Raw genomic sequence first — 23233 nt, forward strand, 5'->3', positions numbered from 1 at the left:
TTCCCGGGGATTTTCTCCGGTTTCCGTGGGTTTTCCAAGACAGCTTGCTACCGAGTAGCAACATCCATCCCGTCAATCATGTCCGAGCCAGAGCTCCGCCAGGGTCAGGCGAACCACCTGATTCTGGCTGCGCCTCGACTTACCCCATTCGGAGGGTTTCCGGCCAGATCGAAGTGACACCACGTTCTCGACGATCAACAAGAAAGGGACGGTCATGTCTCACACGACCCAAGTTAGCTCCAAGAATCTACTCCAGCAAATCTCGCGTGACCGCGCAGCGGGTTCTCCATTTGCCTTCCGCGCAGAACTGCCCGCCCAGCCGCGACCTACCGAAAGCTCCGGGACCAGCCAGAACGTCTCTTCGCGAAAGCCGAAACAGACCAAGCGGACGCAAGTTTCGACCAAAGCGGATAACTTGCCCACAGTAGAAGACTGTTCGGACGAACCCTTCATTTCGGCACGCGCTCCGAAAGACGGCCTCCCGAGATACTGCGTGCAAATCCGTCGCAGGACCGACAGTGGTCCAATCAATATAAGCAAGACGTTCACCAGCCTCAAGGACGCCAAGAAGTGGCGAGATGACACGTTGGCCCAGATACAACTGGGTTTACTTGCTCCCAAGCAAGAAGAAGGCTCAAAAACGGCACCGCGTGTCTGCGATCTAATTCAAAAAAGGAAAGACAAGGGGCGGAGCGTCGAGAAGACCGCAACCCAAAATCTCGAATTTTGGATCAATCACCCACGCTGTCAGGAGCCAGCGTCTACCATAGACCTGAAGTGGTTCCAAAACGCGGCAGAGGACCTGCTCAAGTTGGAAATGATGCCGCAAACCGCGGCGACCTACATGACAATGCTTGCTTCATCTTTGAAGTGGGCAGCTGAACGCGACGAGGATGTTCCATACGATGTCGTCGTTCGCGCCATGAAAGTATTGTGGCACGATGAAATCTTGGCACGGTCCGAGGAGCGTGAACGGCGCCCCACTCTCGATGAGCTCGACCTGATCTTTGACGCAGTGCTTGCGAACAAAAGGCAAAAGATACCTATTATCACGATAAGTGTGTTCGCCATCTTCTCCTGTCGCCGCCTCAGTGAAATCTGTCGTCTTCGCTGGAGTGACCTAAACGTGACTGATCGAAAGATTCTGGTCCGGGAGATGAAGCACCCCCGCAAAAAGAAAACTAACGACGTTTGGGTGAAACTTACCCCTCAGGCCATGAAAATCATTCTTTCCATGCCCAAGACGTCAGAGTTTATTTTCCCATACAATCCGCGTTCAGTGGGCACCGCTTTTCGACGCCACCGACAGCGCGTCAAGATTGACGATCTGCGTTTTCACGATCTTCGGCACGAAGGTATCAGCCGCCTGTTCGAGAAGGGAAAGCGTGACCATTTCGTGATGAAGACCTCAGGGCATCAGTCTCGAAGCTGCTTGGATCGGTATGTGAACGTCGAAAAGAAGGGTGATAAATTCAAGAATTGGCACTGGCTGGACTGGGTTCTGGAATACTGGGCCAGCATCTGATCACCTGCCGAATCCGTGACTTCGGCGCGTTTTCTGGCGACAGGGCCACATCTGGGTCGTGACTCAGGTCTGTTGGGGAATTCCTTGGCGGCGTGCTCTGACCAACTGGAGGTTCGGCGCCTAAGGCAAGGAGAACAAGTGTAATGGGCTAAGGCAGGGTTTCCCGATCGTCAATCTTCCTCGACTGGATCTGGCAAGACGCGAACAGCCCAGAGCAGCATCGGCACGGTCTTGGCAATCTCCGTCATGGCGTGATCTGCCTGGTGGTCGCCGTCTCCAGTTGGGTGGGGTGTTGCATCACGCCGAAATGACGCCACTCTCGATCTCCGACCACCGTCGCGACACGACCACGCTCGTCATGCATCGCAGACTTCCGCAAAGGAACTTTTCCGCGTCCTGCAGTTCGATCTCAATTCCTACGCAGCAACCATGCGGAGGTAATGATGACAACACTTGATATGCTCCTGGCCCACTTCGGCGGCACACCCTTAATTCCTCTTGAGGTGGCGGCTCAATACTGGGGCTATGAGGCAGACACATTGGCCAGGAAAGTCGACAGTGGGGAAGTCCGAGTACCCTACTTTCGGCTCGACGAACGTCAAAAGGCAGCTCGTCTCATGATGCTTACAGACATTGCCACTATCATCGAGGAGCGCCATCGTGCAGCGCGCGCCAACTTTGAAAAAAAATGGCAAGACGATGGTGAAGAAGACGGCTGACATGCTATGCGAATAGAGGAGGCTGAAGCGAACAAATGACAGGTCGTAAGCTCTCAATTCGATCCCCAACCGAGAGGTCACTCAAGGGACCTTCGAGTGTCAATTCCGGCGCGGTGGCAGGGCAGATCGCCTATCTCTCCCAAGCCGAGGAAGATGACGCCGACTACGTGGTGATCGACACGCCGCCCCATGCCGGCGGCACGATCGACGCGGCGATCCGTGCAGCGGACCTGGTGGTCATTCCCATTCGTCCGGGCCCCTTTGACAACGCGGCCGCGGGCATGGTCGAGATCATGAAGCAGACCGGCCGGCCGGGGATCTTCGTCCTGAGTCAGGTGGCTTCCGTCGGGCCCGAGGGCGACGACACTGCGGCGGTGCTGCAGGAGCTCTATCCGGACGTGCCGGTAGCCAAGGCGCGGCTCGGCCAGAGAAAGGCGTTCATGCAGGCGCTGATTTCGGGCCAGGCGATCACGGAATTCGACCGGCCGAGCTCAAAGGCCGTGGGGGGAGATCAAGGCGCTGTTCCGGGAGGTGCGGAGCAGGCTGTGACCGCGATTTGCGGCACCACGAGGAGACCTCACCTTCGATGTGCAGGCAGAGCAAGGACGATCAAGTGTCGGAAGAACCGCAGACATCCACGCCGACAGACCTCTCGGCCTCAGCCAGGAACTACGCTCGCGAGGAAGATGCTCTCGCCATCGGATCGAACGTCCTCGGGCTGATCAATATCTTCGGTCAGCACATAAACCTCGAGACCCTGGATGGCGTGACACTGGCCTACGACTATGGGGAAGCCCTGAGAGAACTGGATCGCGGAGTCGAGACATCCTCTGAGCTGTCGTTCAGCAAGGAGTGGGGCATCGGCATCGCGATGACCCCGGCGGTTCTTCGTGAGGGCGTTCTGAAATCGCACATCCTGTTCAATGCGGCCTTCTTGGAAGGCCTCATGGAGGAGCCCGACAGCGAGGCCTGCCAGGAGGCAGTTCACACCATCGCCCACGAATGTGCGCATGTCGAAATCAACGCCATCAAGGATCGGCAATTTCCAGGCATGATCCTCCGTTACAGGGCGGAAACCTGGTATGAAGCGCTCCGCCTGGAGGTCATCGAGGCCTCGTGGGATGAGTATGCCGCCTGCCGTATCTCTGCAGGCTTCGGTAAAGACCCGTCCGAGAACTATCAGAGCGTCTTCCTGAACATCCTTGGCGAAGCGGGACCGAATGTGCGGGAGGCGATCCTGAAGTGTCGGCACGATGCCGATTACGACGCGCTCATGATCGAAGCGCAGCGGAACACCGGTAACCTCGTAAAATATGCCTCCTACGTGCTGGGCACCGCCGATGGACTCGGTCAGGACATTGAAGCCGACCTTCGAGAGATATCGGAGGCCCTCGAGGGGCACTGGTTCTCTCCGTTCTTCCAGCGTCTGCGCGACGCTCATCGCGTTCTCTGGGAGCGCTACGGGCAGTGGGAAAGCCTGACGGAGTTCGAGACGATCGCTGATATCTGGCTCGAAATGCTCGCAGACCGCGGCGTGGAGGTCACCCCGCAGGAGGACGGCAGGATGTATGTGAACATCCCCTTCCGGGCGGATACCAGCTCCTTTCAAGCCATGATGTGGGGGATCCGGCAGGCGACCAAGGGGAGCCAGAGTTGGCAGATGCCAACCGATCAGGATTACAAGGATTCCGATCCGTCCTGAGCAAGCCCTCGGCATGACAGGAGCCCGCAGATTTCACGACGGCCGTTGCCTCTTCCTATTTGAACTGGGTAGAACGCCCGTCTTTTCTCTTCTTACCGATCGCGCTGAATGACAAATCCGCCACCGCCACAGAGCATTTACTGGGACCCTTTCTTCGTCGCTGGCCAGGAAATTGCCCTGGCGCATCTCGATCCGTTCGAGTTCTTCTGCCCTACGCCGGACGGCAACAACCGGCGTGTGCGGGTAGTCTACAAATCGCACGTTTTCACCAGGGCGCATGTCGAGGGAGACCATCCGGACGAGATGTGTTTCGATCAACGGATCTTCTGCCCGGACCGCTACGCCGATAGTCACAACCTTCAGCCGATCCTGGCGGGGCTGCCAGGGGCTCGGGTGTTCCAGACCTGGGAGAAGCGTAACTACGTTTTTCTCGCGGTCGAGACACCGCAGAGAGACGACCGGTATCACCTGTTCTTCGAGGTCAAGAAGATCAACAGGAAGCGCGACAAGCACATCGAACTCCGCGTCGAGAGCGCTTATCGCAGGGAGGATTCGCCCTACGCCCCGCCCAACAGGCCGAATGCCGTCCGGTTCGCCATCCTGATCCAGAACGTGTTCATGGGACGACCGCTGGTCTTCGCCACCCGTTGAGACGTCTCAAAGAGGGTGCCTGAAAAGTTAGAGGGCTGCCCGAAGGCAGCCCTGGGATCCGACTTACCACTTGCCATCCGCTCGCGCGAAAACCGTAAAGGTGGGTGGGCGCTGTTTCAGCCGGTCTGTCGCCCTGTCATCCACATATAGGGTGAAAGCAAAGAAATCAACAAAGAACCGCGCTGTGACAGTCTGCGCAACCCCCTCCTCCGAGTTGGCAGCTGCCAACATCAGTCCGCAAGCATGCGCTCGTCCTGCACGACCAGCAGCGTCAGGACCACATCGTCATAGATGCGCACAGTCTGTTCCTTGATCGGTATCTCGTCCGCCCATGGCTTGTCGAACCAGGCATCCGCTCCGCTCGCGCGCAGCATTCTGTCTTCTGGCCCTCCTCCGAACAGAACGTCGAACGCGAGACTGTCTTTGTCCAAGTGGTCCATGGGGAACCATCGCTGGTCCACCTTCGGCGAGCGCGTGAACCACTTTCGCCCCTTCGGCGTATGACAGACGAGAAAGCTTGGCAGCGTGTTGCGCTCAACCAGCCGGATCGCCGCGGCCGTCAGGCTCATGTCGAAGTCCTCGGCCATCGCCCTGATGGTTCCCATGTCGAACCGGTTGTTGTAGCCACGGAGGCTCTCACGGATCAGGAACTCGGGCATCAAGAGTTGCGCGGCAAAGCGGTCGGCAGCACGCTCTGGAAGTTTCCCGATCGTGCTGCCTGTCTCGATATCGTCAGACTGGCACATCAGGGTCTGACCCCGATGGCATTGCCAATGGCCGATCTCGTGTGCCAGCGAGAAACGCCTCCGACGAGGGTTTCCATCCGGCTTCAGGGAGATCTTCGCACGGTTCCCCGCACCAATAATCCGGGCCTCGCACCCGTGCAGGTGGCGGTATTGAACGCGCGCGTTCTGCGTCCAGGCGATGGCCTCCAAGTCGATCTGCTCGGGGCGCGAGATCCCAAATTCCCTTAGCAACTCCTCTGGATCACGGATGGTGCGCATCACTCATCGTCATCCCAATCGTCACCCGTGAGCTCCTGCAGGTCCTCAAGGACCCCCTCCAGATCGCCGTCATGCTCCTTCTCGAAGTTTCGGGCGGCCATCGTCAGGTCAGGGTTGCCGGCAACGATCGCTGCGATCTGCGCGCGAAGCTCGTCCTGGGATTTTTGCTGCTCTTTCCGCTTCTGGCGTTCATTATGCAGGTCGACCGCCTTGCGAGCGCCCTGCAGGCGCCGCTGGCCACCCTCTGCGAGGGCAGATGCGAAGAGATCGTCCATTTCCTTGTCGAACGCGTTGATATCGACGCCCTCTTCCCGAAGCTCCGCCTCGATCTCGGCGTCGCTCATGGCAAAGACATCCTCCACCATCTCGTCTTCGAGACGGGTCAATCCGGGGTCCTTCTTTTTCGTCATCGGTTATCACCTTGGGCCCGGTAGTTCTCGATTTTTCGATTCATTCTTCTTCGGACCGTTTCATATGAGGTCTTGCTTCCGAAGAGCTCGACCAGCTCTTCCGGCGTGCTGTTGTTGAGCAGACCTTCTACGAGAAGTTGCACTTCCCAATCGTCACCGCACAGTTCGATGGCCTTCGCGTGTTGCTCCTCACGGAACTCGCGGGCCTCGAGCGCGGCTTCGGTCGATGGTTCTTCATCCCGCCATTCTTCTCGTATCGAGAGCTCTTCGCGTTTGTCGGCGGCGACCTTTCTCCGCTTCGCGGCATTGGACGTGATGCTCTGCATCACCTTGTCCAGATGGCGCACGATATCGACGGAACGGTTCCATCGTCTCCTCCCCATTGCTGTGCTTGCGATGGCTTCATGCAGCAACCCCTCAGGGTCTCCCGCAAACCAGGCGCGCCTTTTGGCTACTGCCGCGAGCCTTCGCTTCTGTTCGGCTGACAGGTTTCGAATTGCCTCGGTGGCGTCTTCGGGGGTGTAGAACTTGTCTACGTCTTTGTCGTCTTTCATGAGCCGCTCGATTGCCTGTCACTCGTATATGCTCCCGAGAAGCTGCCCATCGGACATCGTCTTCGGAATTTTTCCGAGGGCTTCGATTTTCGGGAGCGCCGACGGAGAGCACACCATACCAAGGTGTGCGCGAAAATTCACCGTCAATATCTGGTAGAAGCGCAGGCCTCGCCGTGCCGCCATAGGACCCGCATCGGCGGCCCGAAACTTTTTTGCGAATTTTCTGGCGGCGGCGTCCGATGGGCCGCTTCTCGGGAGCATAGGGGGCATAAGGCGCCTGCTGCGGGCGTCGAGCAGGCAATAAGAGGATCACTGCCATGACTACCGAACCGATCGAAATCGAAGATCTCCTGGCCGCCCTGAAGGCCGGCCGCAAGCCCCGTGACCGCGGGCCCTACAAGGTCCAGGTCGGCGACCACGACCTGCAGTTCACCGACGCCGTCATCGACGATCCGACGCCCACCGGCCGCCAGATCATCGAGGGGGCCGGCTTCCGCAAGGCTGAGGAGCACCTCGTGTTCCAGGTGCTGCGCAACGGTGAACTCGAAGAACTGCGCCTCGAGGAAACCACGGATCTGCGCCCCGGCCAGGTTGAGCGCTTCCTGGTCTTCCCGAGCGCGGAATCCTTCCGCTTCGACATCGATGGCAAACGCCTCGAATGGGGCCACAAGGTCATCAGCGGACGCGTGCTCAAGAAGCTGGCCGGGGTCGATCCCGCCAAGTTCGCCGTGTGGCAGGTGATCCCCGGCAAGGATGACATCCTGGTCGGCGACACCGATCTGATCTGCCTCGCGGATGCGGGCCTGGAGCACTTCTTCACTGGCGTGCCCCAGACCACGGAAGGGGGTGCGGCATGAGCCTCCTCCCCCGTCAGGATCGCCGCTACCTCGAGGCTCGCGGCATCACCGTTCGCGAGGTCATCGAAGGCGGAAAGAAGGGCGTGATCCTCACCGGGATCACGCTGCCGGAAGGCAAGTATCAGGTCGCCCAGGCGGATATCCTGATCCTGCTGCCGCCCTCGTATCCCGAGGTCGCCCCCGACATGTTCTACGCCGTGCCGCATCTGAAGCTCCTTGCCGGCCAGCGTGAGCCCCGCTGCACGCAGGCACGCCAGGCCTTTGATGGCCAGAACTGGCAGCGCTGGTCTCGTCATAACAACCAGTGGCGTCCCGGCACGGATGGCATCTGGACCATGCTGAAGCGGGTCGAAGAGGCCTTGGAGGTGGCGGCATGAAGCGCAGCGACATCACCCTCCACGCCCGTCATCGCGACAAGCTGCAGGCGCTGCTCGCGCACCCCCGTGGGCACGAGGGCGCCGCTTACATGCTGCTCGGCAAAAGCGAGATCGCGCAGGACCCCTGGGACCTCGAGCCGCGGACCCGTTACACCTCCTACGAGGTCATCGCGATCCCGCAGGAGGACCGCGTCGATGCCAGCGACAAGCACGTCACCTGGAATACTAACTCCTTCGCCCAGCTCTGTCGCCGGGCCAAGGAGGAAGGCCTGGTGCCGGCGATCGTTCATAGTCACCCGGGAGGCTTCGACGGTTTCTCGGACCAGGACGATCGCAACGAGCGCGACCTCTTCACCATGGCTCGGAACCGTAACGGCGAGGGGACACGCCTGGTGAGCGTCGTGCAGGTCGGTGACGGCCTCTACCGGGCGCGGGTCTGGGAAGACGACATGACACCCCTGCCCTGTCAGCGCGTGACCGTCATCGGCACTCGGCTCGAGATCCAGTCGACCGACGTGCCGACCCCGTCGGAAGCCTTGGCCCGGCAGGCACTGGCCTTCGGGCCTGAGGTCAACGGACTCCTCAAACAGCTCTCCGTTGCCGTGGTCGGCTGCGGCGGCACCGGAAGCCCGGTGGTCCATCTTCTCGCTCGCCTCGGCGTAGGGCGCATCGTGGTCATCGACGATGACGTGGTCGAGCATTCCAACCTGAACCGCCTGTATGGCGCGACCCGAAAGGATGCCGAAAACGCGGTTCCTAAGGTCGACGTCATGGCGCGCGAGGTGACGATGATGGGCCTCGACGTCGAGATCCGGTCGATGAACGGCTGGGTGGATGCGCCGCACATCCGTGACGCGCTGAAATCCTGCGACGTCATCTTCGGATGCACGGACGATCACGCCGGGCGCCTCTACCTGAACCGCGTGGCGCACTTCTACCTGATCCCGGTCATCGATGTCGGGCTGGTCCTCATGCCCCGTGACGATGGTGAGCCCGGCCTCCTCGAGATGGCCGCGCGGGTCAGCGTGCTGTTTCCCACGTCGGCGTGCCACGGCTGCCGCGGCACAGTCGATCGCGTCAGGGCCCGCGAGGAGGATCTCGAGCGATCGGACCCCGCCGAATACGAACGGCAGAAGACCGAGGCCTATGTCCGCGGCGGAGGTAATCCCGCGCCGGCCGTCGTGACCTTCACCTCCGAGGCCGCCACCATGGCAGTGAACGAACTTCTTGCCGGTCTCGTCGACTTCCGCGGCGGCGGCGGATGGACATGGCAACGCTATCGCAAGCTCGACAAGGGCTTCGAGCGTTCGCAGGCGGCGCAGCCCCGGTCCGACTGCCCGGTCTGCGGCAGCGAGGAATACTGGGGCCTCGGCGACATCGATCCGTTCTTGGATCGCATCGGGTGAGCGGGATGATGATCGACATTCTGCGGAAGAGCCTTGAGCTCTTCCGCCTCATTCCACGAAGTGACCTGCTTGCCAGGGTAACACCCACACACCCGACGCCGGATCAGATCGTGCCGGGGGAGATGACCATCGTGCGCGATGGCGTCGACAAATGGGCCTGCTTCCACTGCCCCGGTGGGTGCGGCGAAACCATCAAGCTGTCCCTCAGCAAGAACCGGAGGCCCAAGTGGACGGCCATGTCAGACTGGCTGAGGCGCCCCACTATCTCGCCGTCGGTCCGCCAGACGAACGAATGCCGGTGTCACTTCTGGATCCGACAGGGGCGGATTGACTGGTGCAAGGACAGCGGCCCGGGGTCGGGATGACCGCCAGCGTTCGGGTTGCGTTCGGGGACGCCCAGGAGCCGGCGTGCCATGCTATTCCTGTCATCAACATGGAGTGATCTGATGGAGACGATGGAACGAGACGCCGAGTATATCGCGAGCCAGTGCAAGTATATCCGCAAGATGTTCTCTCTAACCCAGGAGAACCTGGCGGACGCCTCCGGGTTGACGGTCCGCACGATCCAGAAGGTGGAAAGCGGTCGGCACGTGCCCGAGGCGCAGACCTTGCGAAGCCTCGCGCGCGGCCTCGGGTTCGACATCAGGGTCTTCTCCAAGCCCACCCCCGAGGAGGAGAAGCGCCAGCAGGAAGAAATGGAGCGCGCCCTGAAAAAGACGGTGCTCGTGCCCACGTCCCCCATCAGGAAGCCCAACGACTTCTATTCCCGTAACCGCGAATGGCACGGGTTCCTGATCAACGCGGGCGCGGTGGAGGCCGACGATGCCCTCGAACTGACTGCCGCGATCTCGGACTGGATGACCGATCTTGACGGGATCTGGGATATGAGCAGCGCCGGCCAGAGGCTCGAGTATTCGGCAGCGATCTCCGCGCTGTGCCTCGAGCTGGAAGGCCTCGGTCATCTCACGCACTTCGGTCACTTTCGACAGCAGCATATGCACGACAAGGGGATGATCCTGGATATCGGGATGATCACCTTTCTCCCGAAGGCTGGCCACGACGGCGACCGCTACGGCATCGTCACCCTGGAGGACCCGTGGGAGGTTCCGGAACAGGATCGCCCCAATCTGTGATTTGTCCGCGACCGGCATCCTATCTGACCGACAGCATCATCCGCGCACCTATCGCAGGGCCTGGCCGTATCGGCCGGGCCCCTACTTTTCGGAGCTGACCGTCATGAGACGACAGGCGAGCTGACGGTCGCCCCATCGGGCCGCGAAGGCCTCGCTCGTCGAGAACCAGCCGCCATCGTCGCCCTGACCGTGGTTGGCCCCCATACAAGAACACTGGCACTCATGGCCGATGGCGTTCATGCAGGCCGGAGCGCAGATCTCCTGCTCCTGGTAGGGTTGGATGACATAGATCAGCCCCCAGCGACGAAGACAGCGGTTCACGAGGTCATTGAACCAAGCCTTGGGAATTTCCCAGCATCCCAGTGCCGGGTTCCAGCTTGGGCGGATGCGCCGGCCATTCCTGAGCCAGGTATAGTTGTCGTCCGCATAAGGAAGGCGGACCCTGACCCGCTCACCCTTGCCGTCACGGCGAAGCGCGACAGGGATTGTCTTCTGGTTCCATGCCGCCTTCAGGCGGTCTTCGTCCTGCATCGTTGTCCTCACTGCCGCTGGTGAGGATCTAACGCTGGGAAACTCATGCATCCAAGCCGATTACGGTTGGCAGCTGCCAACTTTGCATGGCGGGTGCATTGAAGATCGACGCGATATACTTAAATGAGTATAAAAAATGCAGGTCTGCCGTGATTGTCGCGGTTGAGCCGAGAAAGAGGCCGCCATGCACGAAGAAATCACCGACGTATCAGGCAATGTATTCGACGATCTTGGTCTCGAAGACGCTCAAGAGATGAGCTTGAAAGCCGCTCTTGCAATCCAGTTGTCGTCGACCATCCGGTATAGTCACCTGACCCAAAGCGATGCCGGAGAGGCTCTTGGAATCCCTCAGTCTCATGTCTCCAAGATCATGAACGGGAAGCTTGAGGGCATCACCGCCGACAGGATTCTGCGCATGCTGGTGAAGCTTGGTTGCGACATCGACATCGTGATCAAGGCGAAGGATACTGCCGGACCGGGACGTCTGGCTATCGAGACACCTCGAACGCGCATCTCGGTTGCTGCCTGACTAAGATTTGGAGGGTAAGACCTTGAAGGGAGAATCTACCACCCAGGCGTTTCTCGGCTTCCTCGAAAAGGAGATCGTTTCCGACCCCATGCGCCTAAAGCCGTTCGGGAGTGAATGGACACGCCGCGCGCAAAAGCTCGTCGACGGCATGGAGATCGACCTGAACGAACCGCTCGCAGAAGACTGAACAGGGGCGAAATATCCGGAGATCCGATCATGCCAGGCGACAGGGAAACAATACCAACAGCATCGCCAATCCAGAGGTCGCCCGAGGACCTGCTGGCGATGCAGCGGACCCGCGAGGCCGCGCGGCGGCTTGATGATGATGCACGCGCTGTCGTGTGCTGGCTTGATGCAGAATTCCCGGGACTGGTCATAAGCATGGAGGTGCAGCGACATTATAGCTGCGAAGACAACGAGATAGCCCATGTTGAACCAGGCGTGACTGATCGCCCCCGGCGGCATGAAGCCCGCGATGCCGCGGAAGAGGCGCTCACGGCACTCGGATGGTTCCTCAAGCCGGAAGGGCGCGATGTCCGCTCAACCTTCCATCGCCCGTCGCAAGCGCAATCCTCCCATGCTCGCTTGGCCGATATCGCCCGTGTTCGTCGAGCGGTGAAGCAGGCCAGCACCAGCTATCGTCCTTCAACGGTGCGCCAAGGGTGAGACCATGGATGCGACCGTAGAGAAAATCGCGATCCTGGACTTCGAGGCGTCGAGTCTGTCGGAGGCAAGCTGGCCCATCGAGATCGGACTCTCGTGGCTCGATCACGGAGAAGTGCGCACCTGGTCTTCCCTCATTCGCCCGGCACCCGATTGGGCGATAGACGACTGGTCACCGCAGAGCGCATCGGTTCACGGCATTTCCCTGTCAGAGCTCATGGATGCGCCCTCGGCAACAGAAGTGGCCGAGACCTTGTTCAGGGTTATCGGAGGCCGTAGGCTTGTCTCTGATGCCCCTGAGTTCGAGACTCGATGGCTGGACCGCCTGCTCCGAGCTGCCGGGCGCCCTGAGAACCCTTCGGTCGAAGATTTCGACGGCGCATCCTTCGCGATGTTCGACGGATACGCTCTGGATCTGCTCTACGAGACGGTAGAGCGGCGCCCTGCCCCTCATCGCGCCGGCCCGGACGCTGCACGGCTTGCGCGGGGGTGGCTCAGGGCGAGCCAGCATCGGGCATCTCTGGAGCTCGAAAGGAGGACTGCATGACCGAGATATTCAGCACTGAAGTCATTCTCACCAGCGCCATCGTCGGGAACAGTCTGCTGGTGATGATCATGGGCTTTCTCATGATGCGCGAACCAAAGGACGATCGGCCCAAGGTCGACATTGACGCCCTGGTCCGAAATGCCCCGTATCACCTCCTGGAGGGCACCGGAATCAAGGTGATCGACCCAAGCGAGAAAGGTTAGGCATTGAACTCTCTGGTCTTTCGGAGGGCGGCGCCCGATGTCGGGCTCTGGGCCAATCAGGTCTGGACGACATATCCCAGGGTCCGTGCGGCACGAACCAAACTCGTTCTCAGCGCCATGTGAGACAAGGGCATGTCCACATGCGGCGCGGCCGGCATCGCGGACCTGCTTCTCTCGTAGAGCGCCAGCGACAGGCTGCTCCCTCCCGACATCGCGGAACGATATCGAAGCCCGTCCAAGGCAGGATAAGCGTCGTAGAAATCCCGGCTCCATTCCTTCGTGATTGCCCTCGGTCCACTGGACAGGCCGGCCGATGCTCCTGCCCGCGTTGTCCAGTGTCCCGTCAGGTCGAGAAGGGAAAGATCGCGGGTTGGCCGGACCACGGCCAAACGAGGGCCGCCCGTCGTCAGGTCGATCGTCCGGGTGTCCTGGAAAACCTCAGCCAGAGCCGAGGTAAACGCATGGGGGTCCGCTTCCACATCAATGGCATAGAGAATGGCGCGTGCTCCGATCGTCGGCCGTCCCGCGGCATCCGGCAGATGATGATCGAACCGCGACTCTGTCGGCCCGAAATCTCGAAAATGCGCAAATCCGGAGGCATGCCTGCTTGCGGAAAACCATATACGCAGGATCTCGCTGCCTGCGCCCAACCTGAATACGGCAGGCGGAATCGCCGACAGGGATGCTTTCCCCGGAGATCGTGGCAAATGGTCCATCAGCGGACGGCGTTCGATCAGAGGCCGGCGACGATGCGCTCGACGATTGATGGATCATGGCCCGCGATGAGCCAGTCTCGGGGCGAGGCCCCGCCAAGGTCTTCGCGCGGAATCCTGAAGAACCGGTCCATGGCCTGAGCGGAGACCGGACGACCGGCGGCCAAAAGAACGCGGCCGAGATGCGGGATTTCCCCCTCGGCTTCGAGCTGGAATGCCGGAATGAGCCAACCTCGCCCGTGGGGACGATGAATGGCCATCATGGTGCCGGCAGCGATGCGCTGCCGGAGACGGGCATCACTCACGCCGATGCGCCGCGCCGCCTCGGCGAGTGGAACGGCATCGGCCGTCAGTAGAGCCTGACGGGTCATGCCCTCCAACAGGGGATCGGACCGGTAGAACTCTGCATCGGACATGGGGGCGGTCGCATCGACACCAAGGCGTCCAAGCGCATCCTCCTCGGGCTGGCTGAGAGGCGCCTCCTGGCCCGAAATCTCCTGCGCCTGCTCGACCATGCGGGCGGCGATGTGCAATGCGGCCTCGGCCAGGGCTCTCTTGCCCCGGTTCGCGAGGGCCTCGTCGATCAGGTCGAGGTCTCTTTTCGCCCCATGGGGCAAACCGGACCGCGCGTCTTCCTTGAGCGTCATGAAGTGCATAGGGCCTCTCCTTGACGCAAAGATATGTCGTTAGCCTCCGTAAGTCAACAATCGTAAGGCTTCGTAAGCGCAATGGCGCACTGCCATCATGAGCGAGCCCGCCAGGGTGAGGTGTCAAGACTGACGTGTGGAAGCAGCAGTCCTGCTCCTGCTCGGCGGAAAGGTCTCTGCCCGAAGCCAGCGCCGGAAGCTGCCGCTTCTGGATAGCGGACCTTGTCATTCCCGTGTTGGCATCTGCCAACCTTTCTCCGTCACTTCAGGTTGGGGACGCTTCCCTCTGCGCGGTGCGCATCCTGGCTGGCCATATGCAGCGAGCGGGCGATCCGTTCCGCCCGCTCGATCACGTGCGCGGCCCCCGCCCGCGTGCAGACCTCACCCGCCGTCTCGCGAAAAATCTCGAGCCAGCGATGGAAGTGCGCCCACGTCACGGGCAAGCCCGCATGTTTGGGGACCGGGGCACCGTGGTAGCGGCCGGTCATCAGCGCCACGGATGACCAGAAGTCGACCATTTTATCGAGATGCGGCCCCCAATCTGCGATCCGTGCCGCGAAGATCGGACCGAGCACCGGGTCGACGCGGATCTTGCCGTAGAAGCTGTGCACCAGGTCGGTGAGTACGGCTTCGCTGAGACCGGTCCTCTGCATCATTTCCAAGGTCATCGCGGGGCGCGCGGAGCGGATCGGCGGGAGAAAGGATTGCGTCTGGGTCATGGCTGAACTGGCCTGAGCGGTTGTTGCGAGAGCGGGTTAGGACCTATAATAGGTATTGTAAATGCCTATTCATAGTGAGGCCGCCAGATGCGCCTAACCAGCTTCACCGATTACGGTCTACGCGCGCTCATGCGGATGGCCAGCGCCCCGGAGCGCGCATTTTCGACGGCCGAGATCGCTGACGAATTCGGCATCTCCCGCAATCACCTCAACAAGGTCATTCAGCGCCTCGCCAGGCATGGCTTTGTCGCCACGCGACGTGGCGCGGGCGGCGGCGCAATGCTCGCCCGACCAGCGGACGAGATCGGCCTCGGCAATCTCGTGCGGCTCCTCGAGAAGGACCAGGCACTGGTCGAATGCTTCTCCTCCCAAGGCGCCTGCTGCGTCACGCCGGTCTGCCTGCTGAAGGGAAAGCTTCACGCCGCCGAAACCGCATTTCTGGCCGAACTCGACAGATCGACGCTTGCCGACATCGCTTTGCCGGCGCCCGCTCCGGCCGTAGCCTGAAAGGAAAGTGCGATGAGCAGCGTATCCTTTACCGCCGACGGCTTCGTGGTCGACGCGGAGATCGTGGGGGCCGCCTTCGGACTTCCACCTGCCGAGGTACCCGCGAAGCTGCGTGCCGGAGATATCACCAGCCGCTGCGAGACCGGAGTCGACGAGGACGCCGGCCGTTGGCGCATGACCTTCTATTCCGGCGGCCGCGCCCTGCGCCTGGTCGTCGACGAGAGCGGCACGATCCTGTCGCGTGCCACCTTCCCTGCTCATGCGCCCGCCGCAGGTCCGATCGACCTCGCGACCATGAGCGCAAAAACCTGACCGCAATCCCTCACAAGAAAGGGGTATCTATCATGCTGTCCTCCCTCCCCCGCAAACCAGGCCTCGGCATCGCCCTCGCGTTCACCGGCGCGCTGGCGCCGGCTGCGGCCTCGGCTCATGTGAAGTGGTTCGCGCCCTACATCGTCGACGCGGCGCCGGCGCCAATCACCCGGACCCTGACCGATCCCTGGTTCTGGAGCGGCATCGTTCTGGTTCTGGTATTCTTCATCGCCACTCGTCTCGTTGAGCGCACTGCCGCCGGAGAGACGGCGCTCGACGCGATGGATCGCGTCACGAACCCGCTCTGGTTCAGGCTCGATGACTTCGTCCGTATCGTGGTCGCGGGCTTCTTCGTCGCGATCTTCTCGGTTGGCGGCGTATACCTGACGCCCGACCTCAAGACCCCGGCCGAATGGGTGAGCTGGCTTCAGCTCCTGATCGCCGCCGGGATTGTCTCGCGCAAGACCATGCCGCTTTCGGCGGCCGGGATCATCTTCCTCTGGGTGCTCGCCCTGCGCGATTACGACCCGTTCCACCTGCTCGATTACCTGGCGCTCGGCGTCGCCGTGGCGGCCTACCTGGTCCTCGAGTCCTCGGGCCGGGAGGACTGGCGCAAGCACCGCTTCGAGGTGCTCCGCTGGGGTGTCGCCATCGCGCTAATGTGGTCGAGCTTGGAGAAATTCGCCTACCCTGAATGGTTCTATCCACTCGTCGAGGAGAAACCGTTCCTGACCTTCGGTATTCCGCGCGACATGTTCATCCCGATGGCGGGTGTCGCGGAGTTCACCATGGGCTTCGGCCTGCTTGCCACGCCACTGGTGCGGCGCCTATCCGCGATCGCGCTCTTCGTGATCTTCAATGCCGCAGTTTACCCGTTTGGCCGGGTCGACCTGATCGGTCACGCACTGATCATGGCAATTATTGTCGTGATCGCGGTCGACCATACCCGGGAGTTGCACTTCTGGTCCTGGATCAGGCGCGCCCTCGTTGGTGTACCGATCGGACTGACCGGGGCGCTGGTGATCTTCGCGACGGCCTATTGGGGCCTGCACGCGACCTTCTACGGCACCGACACCCGGACCATGGCCGAGATCCTGGCCCAGGAGGGGGAGATGGCGACGCATTCCTATTCGCTGGAGCATCCGCACGGGCCGCAGGCGATGGAGAGCCTGCGCGAGGGTGACAATCTCCCGTCTATCGCGCCGGCCGAACTCGGCGACACCTCCGTCGCCGACGCCTACGCACAGTCGATGATGGGGATGCATGACGAGATGATGGCCGGCCTCCAGCACGAGGATCCCGATGTCGCCTTCGTGCTCGGGATGATCCCGCACCACCAGGGCGCCATCGACATGGCCCGCATCCAGCTCGCCGCCGGCTCCGACCCCGAGAACATGGAGCTGGCCCGGCACATCATCGCCGAGCAACAGCAGGAGATCGACGCAATGCGCACCTGGCTCGAGGCGCGCGGAATCGAGGTGCCTGATACCTGATCTGCTCTCCCCGGTGTCGCACCCCGCGACACCGGGCCGTCACTCGGGGGCGGGATAGATGACGGCACCATCCTCCCGAAGCTGCGCTCCTTCGGTCAGCTCGGCCACATCGATCCGACCCGGTGCCATCAGATGCCGCACTTCCTGGCCATGGAGCAGTAGCCAGTCGGTGATGATCCTGCGATGACATCGCCACCAGACGGCTTCCGAACACATCATCGCGACGGATTGGCTCTGGCCGAGATCGAGCAACTCGGTGAAGGCGTTCCGGAAGTCTGAGCCGAGGGCGTAGTCCGCGTAGTTGTGAAAGCTCCGCACCCTCCAGAAAGCGTTCAGATCGTTAGCGACATCCGGCTGTTTCGGGCGTCGCCCGCCAAGCGCCAGCATGTGTCGATAGCCGATCTGATAATCGGCCAGGCTTTGCGGAAACGTGTCGTCGTTGAAGTCGGGATTGCTGCGTGATTTCGGGAATGACCGCACATCGATCAGGAGCCGAACCCCGGCCTCGCGCAGCATGTCGATGACCGTCTGCGGCGACCGGTTCGAATGTCCGATGGTCGCGAAACCGCCGCTCACGAGTCGTGCTTGGTCAGCGCGTCCTCCTTGTGCGCCGCGATATGATCGGTCTTGTCGCTCTCGATCTCGTATTGGGGCTCTTCCTTCGACGCGCGGCGGCGATGGCCCTTGTAGTCGAAATCCGCCTCGTGGACCTTCACGATGCGGCCGCTGACCCGGCCAGCCTCGGAATTCCAGCTCACGTGATCGCCTTTCGAAAACTCCGCCATTCGCTTCACCTCCGTCACGTTCTCAACATCTGTCCGTCTTGTGCTGTTCCAGGCCGGTTCCGGTCACCAAGATTGACAGACTGGGCCAAGCGGCTAAGCTCACCTCATGGTCACGCACGAGAACCTTTTCCGGTTTCTGCTTCTGAACCGCCCGGGTCCCCGGGCGGTCTGCGCATAGCTGCGTCTTCGACCACCCGGGGCTTTCTCACATCCTTGAATTGAGAACGCGGGCTTCGCCGCCCCGGGAGACACATCATGACCATCACCAGGATCAGCAATCTGCCTGCGGGCAGTGACTTTCGATCGCTGTTCGAGCGCTCCGCTGTCGAGACGGGATTTCTCCTCACTGTCGAGGACCGGCTCGGCATCGAGCGCCTGCTCCGCCATCGCGGAACCAAGAATGCGCCCAACCCCCCGCTTTTGAACGGGCTCCTGCGCCACAAGCTGCGGATCTCGCGCGGCGCTCCGGAGCCGGCCCCGCCCGGACTCGTCGTGGCCGGATGCCATGTCACCTACATGATCAGTGGAGAGGGCGCGCGCTCGGGCGCGCTTTCCATGAGCCCGGTGCCGATCCCGGGTCATGTTCTCGTCGCATCCTTGCTTGGGGCAACCCTCATCGGGATGCGAAAACTGCAGAAGGTACCGCTGCTGCGGGACGACGGCCAGATCGAGACAGTCGTCGTGCTGGATGTGAGCCCGGCTCCGGACCACGACGCGGCCTGATGGTCTGATCCGTCTCTGGCGGGTCTGAAAATTTGGTTACCCACAATGCATCCACGCCACCAGAGGGCGGAAAGGACAATTCGATGACTGCACAACGCTCCACCTCACGCGGCACCGGCCGGCGGCCCAAGGTCGTCATCGATGCCGAAAGCCTGGACAGGCTCGAAGCGCTCGCGGAGGGCGCGATCCAGCGAAACCCTGACCTCGCCGACCGGCTGCTCGGCGAGATCGGCCGGGCCCGCATCGTTCCGGCGGCGAAGCTCCCGCCGAACGTGGTGGCGATCGGCCGCGCGGTCACCTATCGCGATGAGTCGACCGGCCAGGAGAAGACGGTAGCGCCGGTCTTTCCCGAGGACGCAGACATCGCACGCGGCAGGATCTCGATCCTGACGCCGATCGGGGTCGCCCTGATCGGCCTGGCCGAGGGCGCATCGCTCCACTGGGATACCAGAGATGGAGAGCGGCGGGTGCTGACCGTGCTCCACGTTGCCGTCCAGGATGCCTCTGAAGGGCTGGAGGCCGGATGATCCGCTGTTCCCGGAGCCTTGCCGAGGCCCATGACCTACCCGGAAGGAGCCGTTCGATGCGCTGACAAAGCCATGACTCTCCTTCCGGGATATCGGCAATCGCCGCTTCGGCGTCCTTCCCTTCCCGTCGAAAGAGGGTCTCATGAACCGTCACCTTCCCCTTGCTTGCCCCTCCTGCAAAGCATCGCTTCCTCGCGCAGCCGCTCATCGCTGCCCCACCTGTCGGCACAGTCTTGGCGGCGCGATCCCTATTATCCGAATTTCCTGCCGTCGTTGCGGCTCCGCTGTCGAGCGACACGCCGGCGCCACCGTGACCTGTCTCCGGTGCCGGTCTCGTCGGCCATCACGGCTCGCGCGACAGGGCTGCTGACATGAAACTGGTCTCTCATCTCCGACGGCTGATCTGGCCTTCGGTCCTGCTTCTTGTCGCCGTCGGCCTGGTGATCCTTGACCGGGAGGTCGAGCAGCGGATCGGGCTGTCTCTCCGCATGGCTGGCGGCGTTGTCGGGTGCCTTGCCGCGGCCTGGCTGGGAAGCCGGCTGTTCGGCTTGTTCGCCGATCGCCGGAGGCGCCACAACCGTCCCTATCCGCGCCTGTTCCGGGATCTCGTGGCCGTTCTGCTGTTCTTCGCCGCGGTCGTTGCCTCGGCCGCACTTCTGCTGGGCCAAGGTCTTCTCGGCGCGCTGGCGGGATCGAGCCTGATACTCGCGATGCTGGGCTTCGCGATCCGGAACGTCGTGGCCGACACTTTGTCTGGCATCGCGCTCGGCGTCGAGGCACCCTACCGGATCGGGGACTGGGTCGATATCGAGCAGGTCGCCCGCGGCCGCGTCATCGAGATCGGCTGGCGCACGACACGGGTGCTGACTCAGGACTCGACCTACATGATCCTGCCGAACAGTCAGATCGCCCGCCGGCGCATCACCAACTACTCGGCGCCGAAGCCGCAGTATCGCGCGCAGCTCTCGCTGAAGCTCACGCATGAACTTCCCGTCGATACCGCGAAGGCCCTGATCCTGAAAACCCTGCGCGAAGCACGTCTCATCCAGACCGACCCGGCTCCGGACGTGCGGGTGCAGGAGTTGGGCAGCGACGGCAACAGCTACGCCGTTCGCTTCTGGCTGTCGCGTTTCGAGCGGGATGTCGACTGCCGCGACGAGGTTCTGGCCCTGATCGACCGCGCGATACGGGGCGCAAACATTCCGGCCCCACGCATGCAGATCGAGTTAAGCCGGCCCCGAAGCGCAAAAATCGACCCTCTCGCGCATGACGCGGAGGTTGCGCGGGTATTCGCTGCGCCACCCGAACGAGAACATCTCGAAGCGTGACGAGCCTGGAAAACATGAAGGAGACCCCGATGCAGAACCGCATCGCCAGTCGGCACGTCGTCCTCTCCGGCTGCTCGGGTGGCGGCAAGTCGACGCTGCTGGCTGAACTGCGCTCGCGAGGCTTCGAGACCGTCGAGGAGCCCGGCAGGAGGATCGTGGAGGAGGAACTGCGCGGGGACGGGAAGGCTCTCCCCTGGGTCGATCTCGAGGCGTTCGCGAGGCGGGCCATCGGCATGGCAGCCGGGGACCGAGAACGCATGAGAGCTGCGGAAGGATGGGTCTTCTTCGATCGCGGACTTCTCGATGCAGCCGCCGCGCTGGAACACGCAGCGAGCGTGGCGGTGTCCGACACTTTGTCCGGACATGACCGCTTCCATCACCAGGTGTTCCTGACCCCGCCCTGGCCCGACATCTACCACAGGGACAGCGAACGCCAGCAGGACCTGAGGAAAGGCGTCACCGAGTATCACCGGCTGATCGAGACTTTCGACCGGCTCGGATATGATCCGGTCCTTCTGCCAAAGCTCGATGTCGAAGCGCGGGCCGACTTCATTCTTGACGCGCTCACCTGACAATCGGACCGAAGCCCGTCTCCCTGTTCGGATTGGACATGTCTTTCCGAGATCATTATATCGGCAATGCAAGGCAACCCGCGATGGCGTCGCGCTGGCTGCCGCAATTCCGATAATCGCAACGAATGTCCTGAACGCCCGGACTTCCTCCCGCACATCTCATGCGGGTTCTGAAGTGATGAGGTGGTGTCATGACCCTTGCTCTGCCCTATACGTCGCGGACCATGTGGACAGGTTCTTTCGCAGGGATGGCCTGCATGGCCGCGGCAATGGTTCTGCTGCCATTGGGTGACACGCTGTCGAAGCTGCTGACGGAGACGCTGAACCCGATCGAGGTCGCGACCGTGCGCGTTCTCGCCCAGGCGGCCTTCCTCCTGCCGGCGGCGGTGGTGCTGCGGAAACGTCTCAGGGGCGCCATGTTCTCGCCGGTTGTCGCGCTGTCCGGTCTTCTGGTGATGATCACGCTCATCTGTCTGATCGGCGCTTTCGCGGTCATGCCGATCGCCACCGCGATCGCCATCTTCTTCGTGGAGCCGTTGATCCTGACTGTGCTGGCAGGTCCGCTCCTGGGCGAGGCTGTGGGTCCGCGACGCCTCGCGGCCGTCGGCATCGGTCTCGTGGGCGCGCTGATCGTCATCCGGCCGGGTGCCGAGTTCGAGATCGCCGCACTCCTGCCACTCCTCGCGGCCGCCTCCTATGCGCTCAACATGATCGTTCTGCGCCGCGCCGCGCGCACCCGTTCGGGGCTGACCATCCAGTGCGGCGCCACAATCTATGCCTGCATCGGCATGGTGGTCCTCAGCTTCGGTCTTCAGGAGGCGGGCTATGTTTCTTCGGACCCTGGCGCCCTGCCTGCCTCTGGATGGGCTCTGATCCTCGGGAGCGGCTTTTTTGCCGCGGCGAGCTACGTCCTGATCGCCGAAGCCTTTCGCCACGCCGAAGCCGGTCTCCTGGCGCCGTTCCAGTATCTCGAGATCATCGGTGCCACCGCCGCCGGCTACTTGGTCTTCGGGGAGTTTCCGGACGGGATGACCTGGGTCGGGATCGCGGTCATCCTCGCATCGGGTCTTTACGTCGTCTATCGCGAGCGGTCGCGCGCGCCAGCGACCCTGGAACCAACACGGCACAGGAGCCGCCGGATCCGGCCCCGGTGACCAAGGTGACCATCAGGACGTGCTTGGTTCCGAACCGAGAACGCCCATGTCGATACTGACGACTTCGAGATGATGGGCCATGGCGCGATGCGCTGCCGGACCGTCGCTGGCCGCGATCGCGTCGACGACCGGTTCGTGCTGATCGCCATGCACCCTGGTGAACTTTTCCACGCCGATCCGACGGTAGGTGCGATCCCACTCCCTCTGCCAGACGGCACGGCAGCGGGCGCCCGAAAAGTGGCGCAAGAGGGCAATCAGGAGCGGGTTGCGCGCGACCTGAGCGATCGACTGGTGAAACGCGTCATCCGCACGCTCGCACGCCGCGCGATCTCGCGCCGACTGTCCCTCGGCAACGCGCTGGCGCAGAAGGGCGATGTCGCCCGGCACCCGCCGCGCTGCGGCGGCCGCCGCGACCTGAGGTTCGAGCAGGCGTCGTGCATCCATCAGGTCGGCCGGCGTCGTCGCCTCGAGAAGCAGCGTGTCCTTTACCGGCCGCCCCAGGGGCGCTCGACCCCGAAAGGTCCCTTGTCCGACATGGCGCCAGATTTCGCCCTGCGCCTCGAGTGTCGCCAATGCTGCGCGAAGAGTTTCGCGACTGCATCCGACGAGGTCCTTCAGCACCCTCTCCGGCGGCAGGCGATCTCCCGACGCAGGCGCACGCTCCTCGAGAACGTGCCAAAGCCGCGCCCGCGCCGTCTCCTTGTCTGTTTGCATGCCATTCTCCTGATCGGACCAACATTCAGACCGCGTCTCACTGAAGGCAAGCGGCAGACTCTGTGCAATCAGCCGTTTCGATCTTGAGCTTCTCCGCAATATCCCGTTCCCGGCATCCAGCCAGAGACAGGACCAACGTTCTTTTCATAATCAGGATCGTTCACATTCTGCCGCCATATGAGGCATATGGCCCGACAGTCGCCCGCTTTGCGGGCGACTTAGGAGGCA

Annotated in this window: 33 protein-coding genes; 23 read left to right on the plus strand and 10 right to left on the minus strand. The window is 62.1% G+C overall.

Features of this window, described 5'->3' with window-relative positions; translation table 11 throughout:
- Positions 1–214: 214 nt before the first annotated feature.
- From F3H57_RS19910 to F3H57_RS22650, 5 genes are all read left to right on the plus strand, one after another.
- Entirely contained in the window at positions 215–1525 is a 1311-nt protein-coding gene (locus F3H57_RS19910; RefSeq protein WP_149758341.1) for a site-specific integrase, read from the plus strand.
- A 443-nt stretch (positions 1526–1968) separates the two neighbouring features.
- Positions 1969–2244 carry a pyocin activator PrtN family protein gene (locus F3H57_RS19915; protein ID WP_188129772.1) on the plus strand — a complete coding sequence of 92 codons (276 nt, stop codon included), beginning with the start codon at positions 1969–1971 and terminating at the stop codon, positions 2242–2244.
- A 35-nt stretch (positions 2245–2279) separates the two neighbouring features.
- Entirely contained in the window at positions 2280–2966 is a 687-nt protein-coding gene (locus tag F3H57_RS19920; protein ID WP_149758345.1) for a ParA family protein, read from the plus strand.
- Positions 2858–3946, plus strand: coding sequence for a hypothetical protein (locus tag F3H57_RS19925; RefSeq protein WP_149758347.1), 1089 nt, complete (start codon positions 2858–2860; stop codon positions 3944–3946). The genes F3H57_RS19920 and F3H57_RS19925 overlap by 109 nt, the downstream gene beginning before the upstream one ends.
- A gap of 108 nt (positions 3947–4054) precedes the next feature.
- A complete protein-coding gene (locus F3H57_RS22650) occupies positions 4055–4597 on the plus strand; it encodes a hypothetical protein (RefSeq protein WP_223163168.1) in 543 nt (180 codons plus the stop codon).
- A 230-nt stretch (positions 4598–4827) separates the two neighbouring features.
- Here the strand turns inward: F3H57_RS22650 and F3H57_RS19935 are convergent, their stop codons facing one another.
- The 3 genes from F3H57_RS19935 to F3H57_RS19945 all read right to left on the minus strand — a co-directional run bounded on the left by F3H57_RS19935 (position 4828) and on the right by F3H57_RS19945 (position 6565).
- Positions 4828–5601 (minus strand): ImmA/IrrE family metallo-endopeptidase, encoded by a 774-nt coding sequence (locus F3H57_RS19935; protein ID WP_149758430.1) that lies wholly within the window; start codon positions 5599–5601, stop codon positions 4828–4830.
- On the minus strand, positions 5601–5945 hold the full coding sequence (locus tag F3H57_RS19940; protein ID WP_149758349.1) for a hypothetical protein: 345 nt from the start codon (positions 5943–5945) through the stop codon (positions 5601–5603). Before F3H57_RS19940 ends, F3H57_RS19935 begins: the two co-directional genes overlap by 1 nt.
- Before the next feature lie 62 nt (positions 5946–6007).
- Positions 6008–6565, minus strand: coding sequence for a hypothetical protein (locus F3H57_RS19945; RefSeq protein WP_149758351.1), 558 nt, complete (start codon positions 6563–6565; stop codon positions 6008–6010).
- A 317-nt stretch (positions 6566–6882) separates the two neighbouring features.
- On the opposite strand from F3H57_RS19945, the gene F3H57_RS19950 reads away from it, so the two are divergent.
- Genes F3H57_RS19950 through F3H57_RS19970 form a run of 5 tightly spaced genes read left to right on the plus strand, consistent with a single transcriptional unit; the run spans position 6883 to position 10338 of the window.
- Complete coding sequence (locus tag F3H57_RS19950; RefSeq protein ID WP_149758352.1) at positions 6883–7422, plus strand: multiubiquitin domain-containing protein; 540 nt, start codon at positions 6883–6885, stop codon at positions 7420–7422.
- The gene (locus F3H57_RS19955; RefSeq protein WP_149758364.1) at positions 7419–7799 is read left to right on the plus strand and encodes an E2/UBC family protein; all 381 of its coding nucleotides are present in this window, start codon (positions 7419–7421) and stop codon (positions 7797–7799) included. The genes F3H57_RS19950 and F3H57_RS19955 overlap by 4 nt, the downstream gene beginning before the upstream one ends.
- Positions 7796–9205: a ThiF family adenylyltransferase gene (locus F3H57_RS19960; RefSeq protein WP_149758366.1), complete on the plus strand. Its 1410-nt coding sequence runs from the start codon at positions 7796–7798 to the stop codon at positions 9203–9205. The genes F3H57_RS19955 and F3H57_RS19960 overlap by 4 nt, the downstream gene beginning before the upstream one ends.
- 5 nt (positions 9206–9210) lie before the next feature.
- Positions 9211–9570, plus strand: coding sequence for a DUF6527 family protein (locus F3H57_RS19965; RefSeq protein ID WP_223163169.1), 360 nt, complete (start codon positions 9211–9213; stop codon positions 9568–9570).
- 48 nt (positions 9571–9618) lie between these two features.
- Positions 9619–10338 carry a helix-turn-helix domain-containing protein gene (locus F3H57_RS19970; protein WP_223163170.1) on the plus strand — a complete coding sequence of 240 codons (720 nt, stop codon included), beginning with the start codon at positions 9619–9621 and terminating at the stop codon, positions 10336–10338.
- 81 nt (positions 10339–10419) lie between these two features.
- Here the strand turns inward: F3H57_RS19970 and F3H57_RS19975 are convergent, their stop codons facing one another.
- Positions 10420–10869, minus strand: a complete 450-nt coding sequence (locus tag F3H57_RS19975) for a hypothetical protein (protein ID WP_149758368.1) — start codon at positions 10867–10869, stop codon at positions 10420–10422.
- A gap of 184 nt (positions 10870–11053) precedes the next feature.
- Here F3H57_RS19975 and F3H57_RS19980 point away from each other — a divergent pair, with 184 nt between their 5' ends.
- Genes F3H57_RS19980 through F3H57_RS20000 form a run of 5 tightly spaced genes read left to right on the plus strand, consistent with a single transcriptional unit; the run spans position 11054 to position 12811 of the window.
- Positions 11054–11398 (plus strand): helix-turn-helix domain-containing protein, encoded by a 345-nt coding sequence (locus tag F3H57_RS19980; RefSeq protein WP_149758370.1) that lies wholly within the window; start codon positions 11054–11056, stop codon positions 11396–11398.
- 22 nt (positions 11399–11420) lie between these two features.
- Entirely contained in the window at positions 11421–11585 is a 165-nt protein-coding gene (locus F3H57_RS19985; RefSeq protein WP_188129773.1) for a type II toxin-antitoxin system PrlF family antitoxin, read from the plus strand.
- Positions 11586–11614: 29 nt separating this feature from the next.
- Positions 11615–12064 carry a hypothetical protein gene (locus F3H57_RS19990; protein ID WP_149758374.1) on the plus strand — a complete coding sequence of 150 codons (450 nt, stop codon included), beginning with the start codon at positions 11615–11617 and terminating at the stop codon, positions 12062–12064.
- Positions 12065–12068: 4 nt separating this feature from the next.
- Entirely contained in the window at positions 12069–12608 is a 540-nt protein-coding gene (locus F3H57_RS19995; RefSeq protein ID WP_149758376.1) for a 3'-5' exonuclease, read from the plus strand.
- Positions 12605–12811 (plus strand): hypothetical protein, encoded by a 207-nt coding sequence (locus F3H57_RS20000; RefSeq protein WP_149758378.1) that lies wholly within the window; start codon positions 12605–12607, stop codon positions 12809–12811. Before F3H57_RS19995 ends, F3H57_RS20000 begins: the two co-directional genes overlap by 4 nt.
- A gap of 56 nt (positions 12812–12867) precedes the next feature.
- Here F3H57_RS20000 and F3H57_RS20005 read toward each other — a convergent pair whose 3' ends face one another.
- From F3H57_RS20005 to F3H57_RS20015, 3 genes are all read right to left on the minus strand, one after another.
- Positions 12868–13527, minus strand: coding sequence for an RES domain-containing protein (locus F3H57_RS20005; protein WP_149758380.1), 660 nt, complete (start codon positions 13525–13527; stop codon positions 12868–12870).
- 17 nt (positions 13528–13544) lie between these two features.
- Positions 13545–14180: a hypothetical protein gene (locus F3H57_RS20010; RefSeq protein ID WP_149758382.1), complete on the minus strand. Its 636-nt coding sequence runs from the start codon at positions 14178–14180 to the stop codon at positions 13545–13547.
- 251 nt (positions 14181–14431) lie between these two features.
- On the minus strand, positions 14432–14890 hold the full coding sequence (locus F3H57_RS20015) for a group III truncated hemoglobin (RefSeq protein ID WP_223163171.1): 459 nt from the start codon (positions 14888–14890) through the stop codon (positions 14432–14434).
- An 87-nt stretch (positions 14891–14977) separates the two neighbouring features.
- Here F3H57_RS20015 and F3H57_RS20020 point away from each other — a divergent pair, with 87 nt between their 5' ends.
- From F3H57_RS20020 to copM, 3 genes are read left to right on the plus strand one after another with little or no spacing between them, the layout of a single operon-like run.
- Positions 14978–15397, plus strand: coding sequence for an Rrf2 family transcriptional regulator (locus F3H57_RS20020; RefSeq protein WP_149758384.1), 420 nt, complete (start codon positions 14978–14980; stop codon positions 15395–15397).
- 12 nt (positions 15398–15409) lie between these two features.
- Positions 15410–15709 (plus strand): DUF6522 family protein, encoded by a 300-nt coding sequence (locus tag F3H57_RS20025; RefSeq protein ID WP_149758386.1) that lies wholly within the window; start codon positions 15410–15412, stop codon positions 15707–15709.
- Between the two features lie 32 nt (positions 15710–15741).
- Complete coding sequence (copM, locus tag F3H57_RS20030; protein ID WP_149758388.1) at positions 15742–17202, plus strand: CopM family metallochaperone; 1461 nt, start codon at positions 15742–15744, stop codon at positions 17200–17202.
- Positions 17203–17241: 39 nt separating this feature from the next.
- Here the strand turns inward: copM and F3H57_RS20035 are convergent, their stop codons facing one another.
- Together F3H57_RS20035 and F3H57_RS20040 are read right to left on the minus strand one after the other, a co-directional pair.
- Entirely contained in the window at positions 17242–17778 is a 537-nt protein-coding gene (locus tag F3H57_RS20035; protein WP_149758389.1) for a DUF488 domain-containing protein, read from the minus strand.
- A complete protein-coding gene (locus F3H57_RS20040) occupies positions 17775–17987 on the minus strand; it encodes a hypervirulence associated TUDOR domain-containing protein (protein ID WP_149758395.1) in 213 nt (70 codons plus the stop codon). Before F3H57_RS20040 ends, F3H57_RS20035 begins: the two co-directional genes overlap by 4 nt.
- A 255-nt stretch (positions 17988–18242) precedes the next feature.
- On the opposite strand from F3H57_RS20040, the gene F3H57_RS20045 reads away from it, so the two are divergent.
- From F3H57_RS20045 to F3H57_RS20065, 5 genes are all read left to right on the plus strand, one after another.
- Entirely contained in the window at positions 18243–18710 is a 468-nt protein-coding gene (locus tag F3H57_RS20045) for a hypothetical protein (protein WP_149758397.1), read from the plus strand.
- Between the two features lie 83 nt (positions 18711–18793).
- On the plus strand, positions 18794–19237 hold the full coding sequence (gene rnk, locus F3H57_RS20050) for a nucleoside diphosphate kinase regulator (RefSeq protein ID WP_149758399.1): 444 nt from the start codon (positions 18794–18796) through the stop codon (positions 19235–19237).
- Between the two features lie 440 nt (positions 19238–19677).
- Positions 19678–20565, plus strand: coding sequence for a mechanosensitive ion channel family protein (locus tag F3H57_RS20055; RefSeq protein WP_223163172.1), 888 nt, complete (start codon positions 19678–19680; stop codon positions 20563–20565).
- Positions 20566–20579: 14 nt separating this feature from the next.
- Entirely contained in the window at positions 20580–21137 is a 558-nt protein-coding gene (locus F3H57_RS20060; RefSeq protein WP_223163173.1) for an AAA family ATPase, read from the plus strand.
- Positions 21138–21394: 257 nt separating this feature from the next.
- Entirely contained in the window at positions 21395–22291 is an 897-nt protein-coding gene (locus F3H57_RS20065; RefSeq protein WP_149758404.1) for a DMT family transporter, read from the plus strand.
- A gap of 12 nt (positions 22292–22303) precedes the next feature.
- Here F3H57_RS20065 and F3H57_RS20070 read toward each other — a convergent pair whose 3' ends face one another.
- A complete protein-coding gene (locus F3H57_RS20070; protein ID WP_149758406.1) occupies positions 22304–23005 on the minus strand; it encodes a FadR/GntR family transcriptional regulator in 702 nt (233 codons plus the stop codon).
- Positions 23006–23233: the final 228 nt, after the last annotated feature.

The sequence above is a fragment of the Roseivivax sediminis genome (assembly GCF_900112685.1).
GTDB lineage: Bacteria > Pseudomonadota > Alphaproteobacteria > Rhodobacterales > Rhodobacteraceae > Roseivivax > Roseivivax sediminis.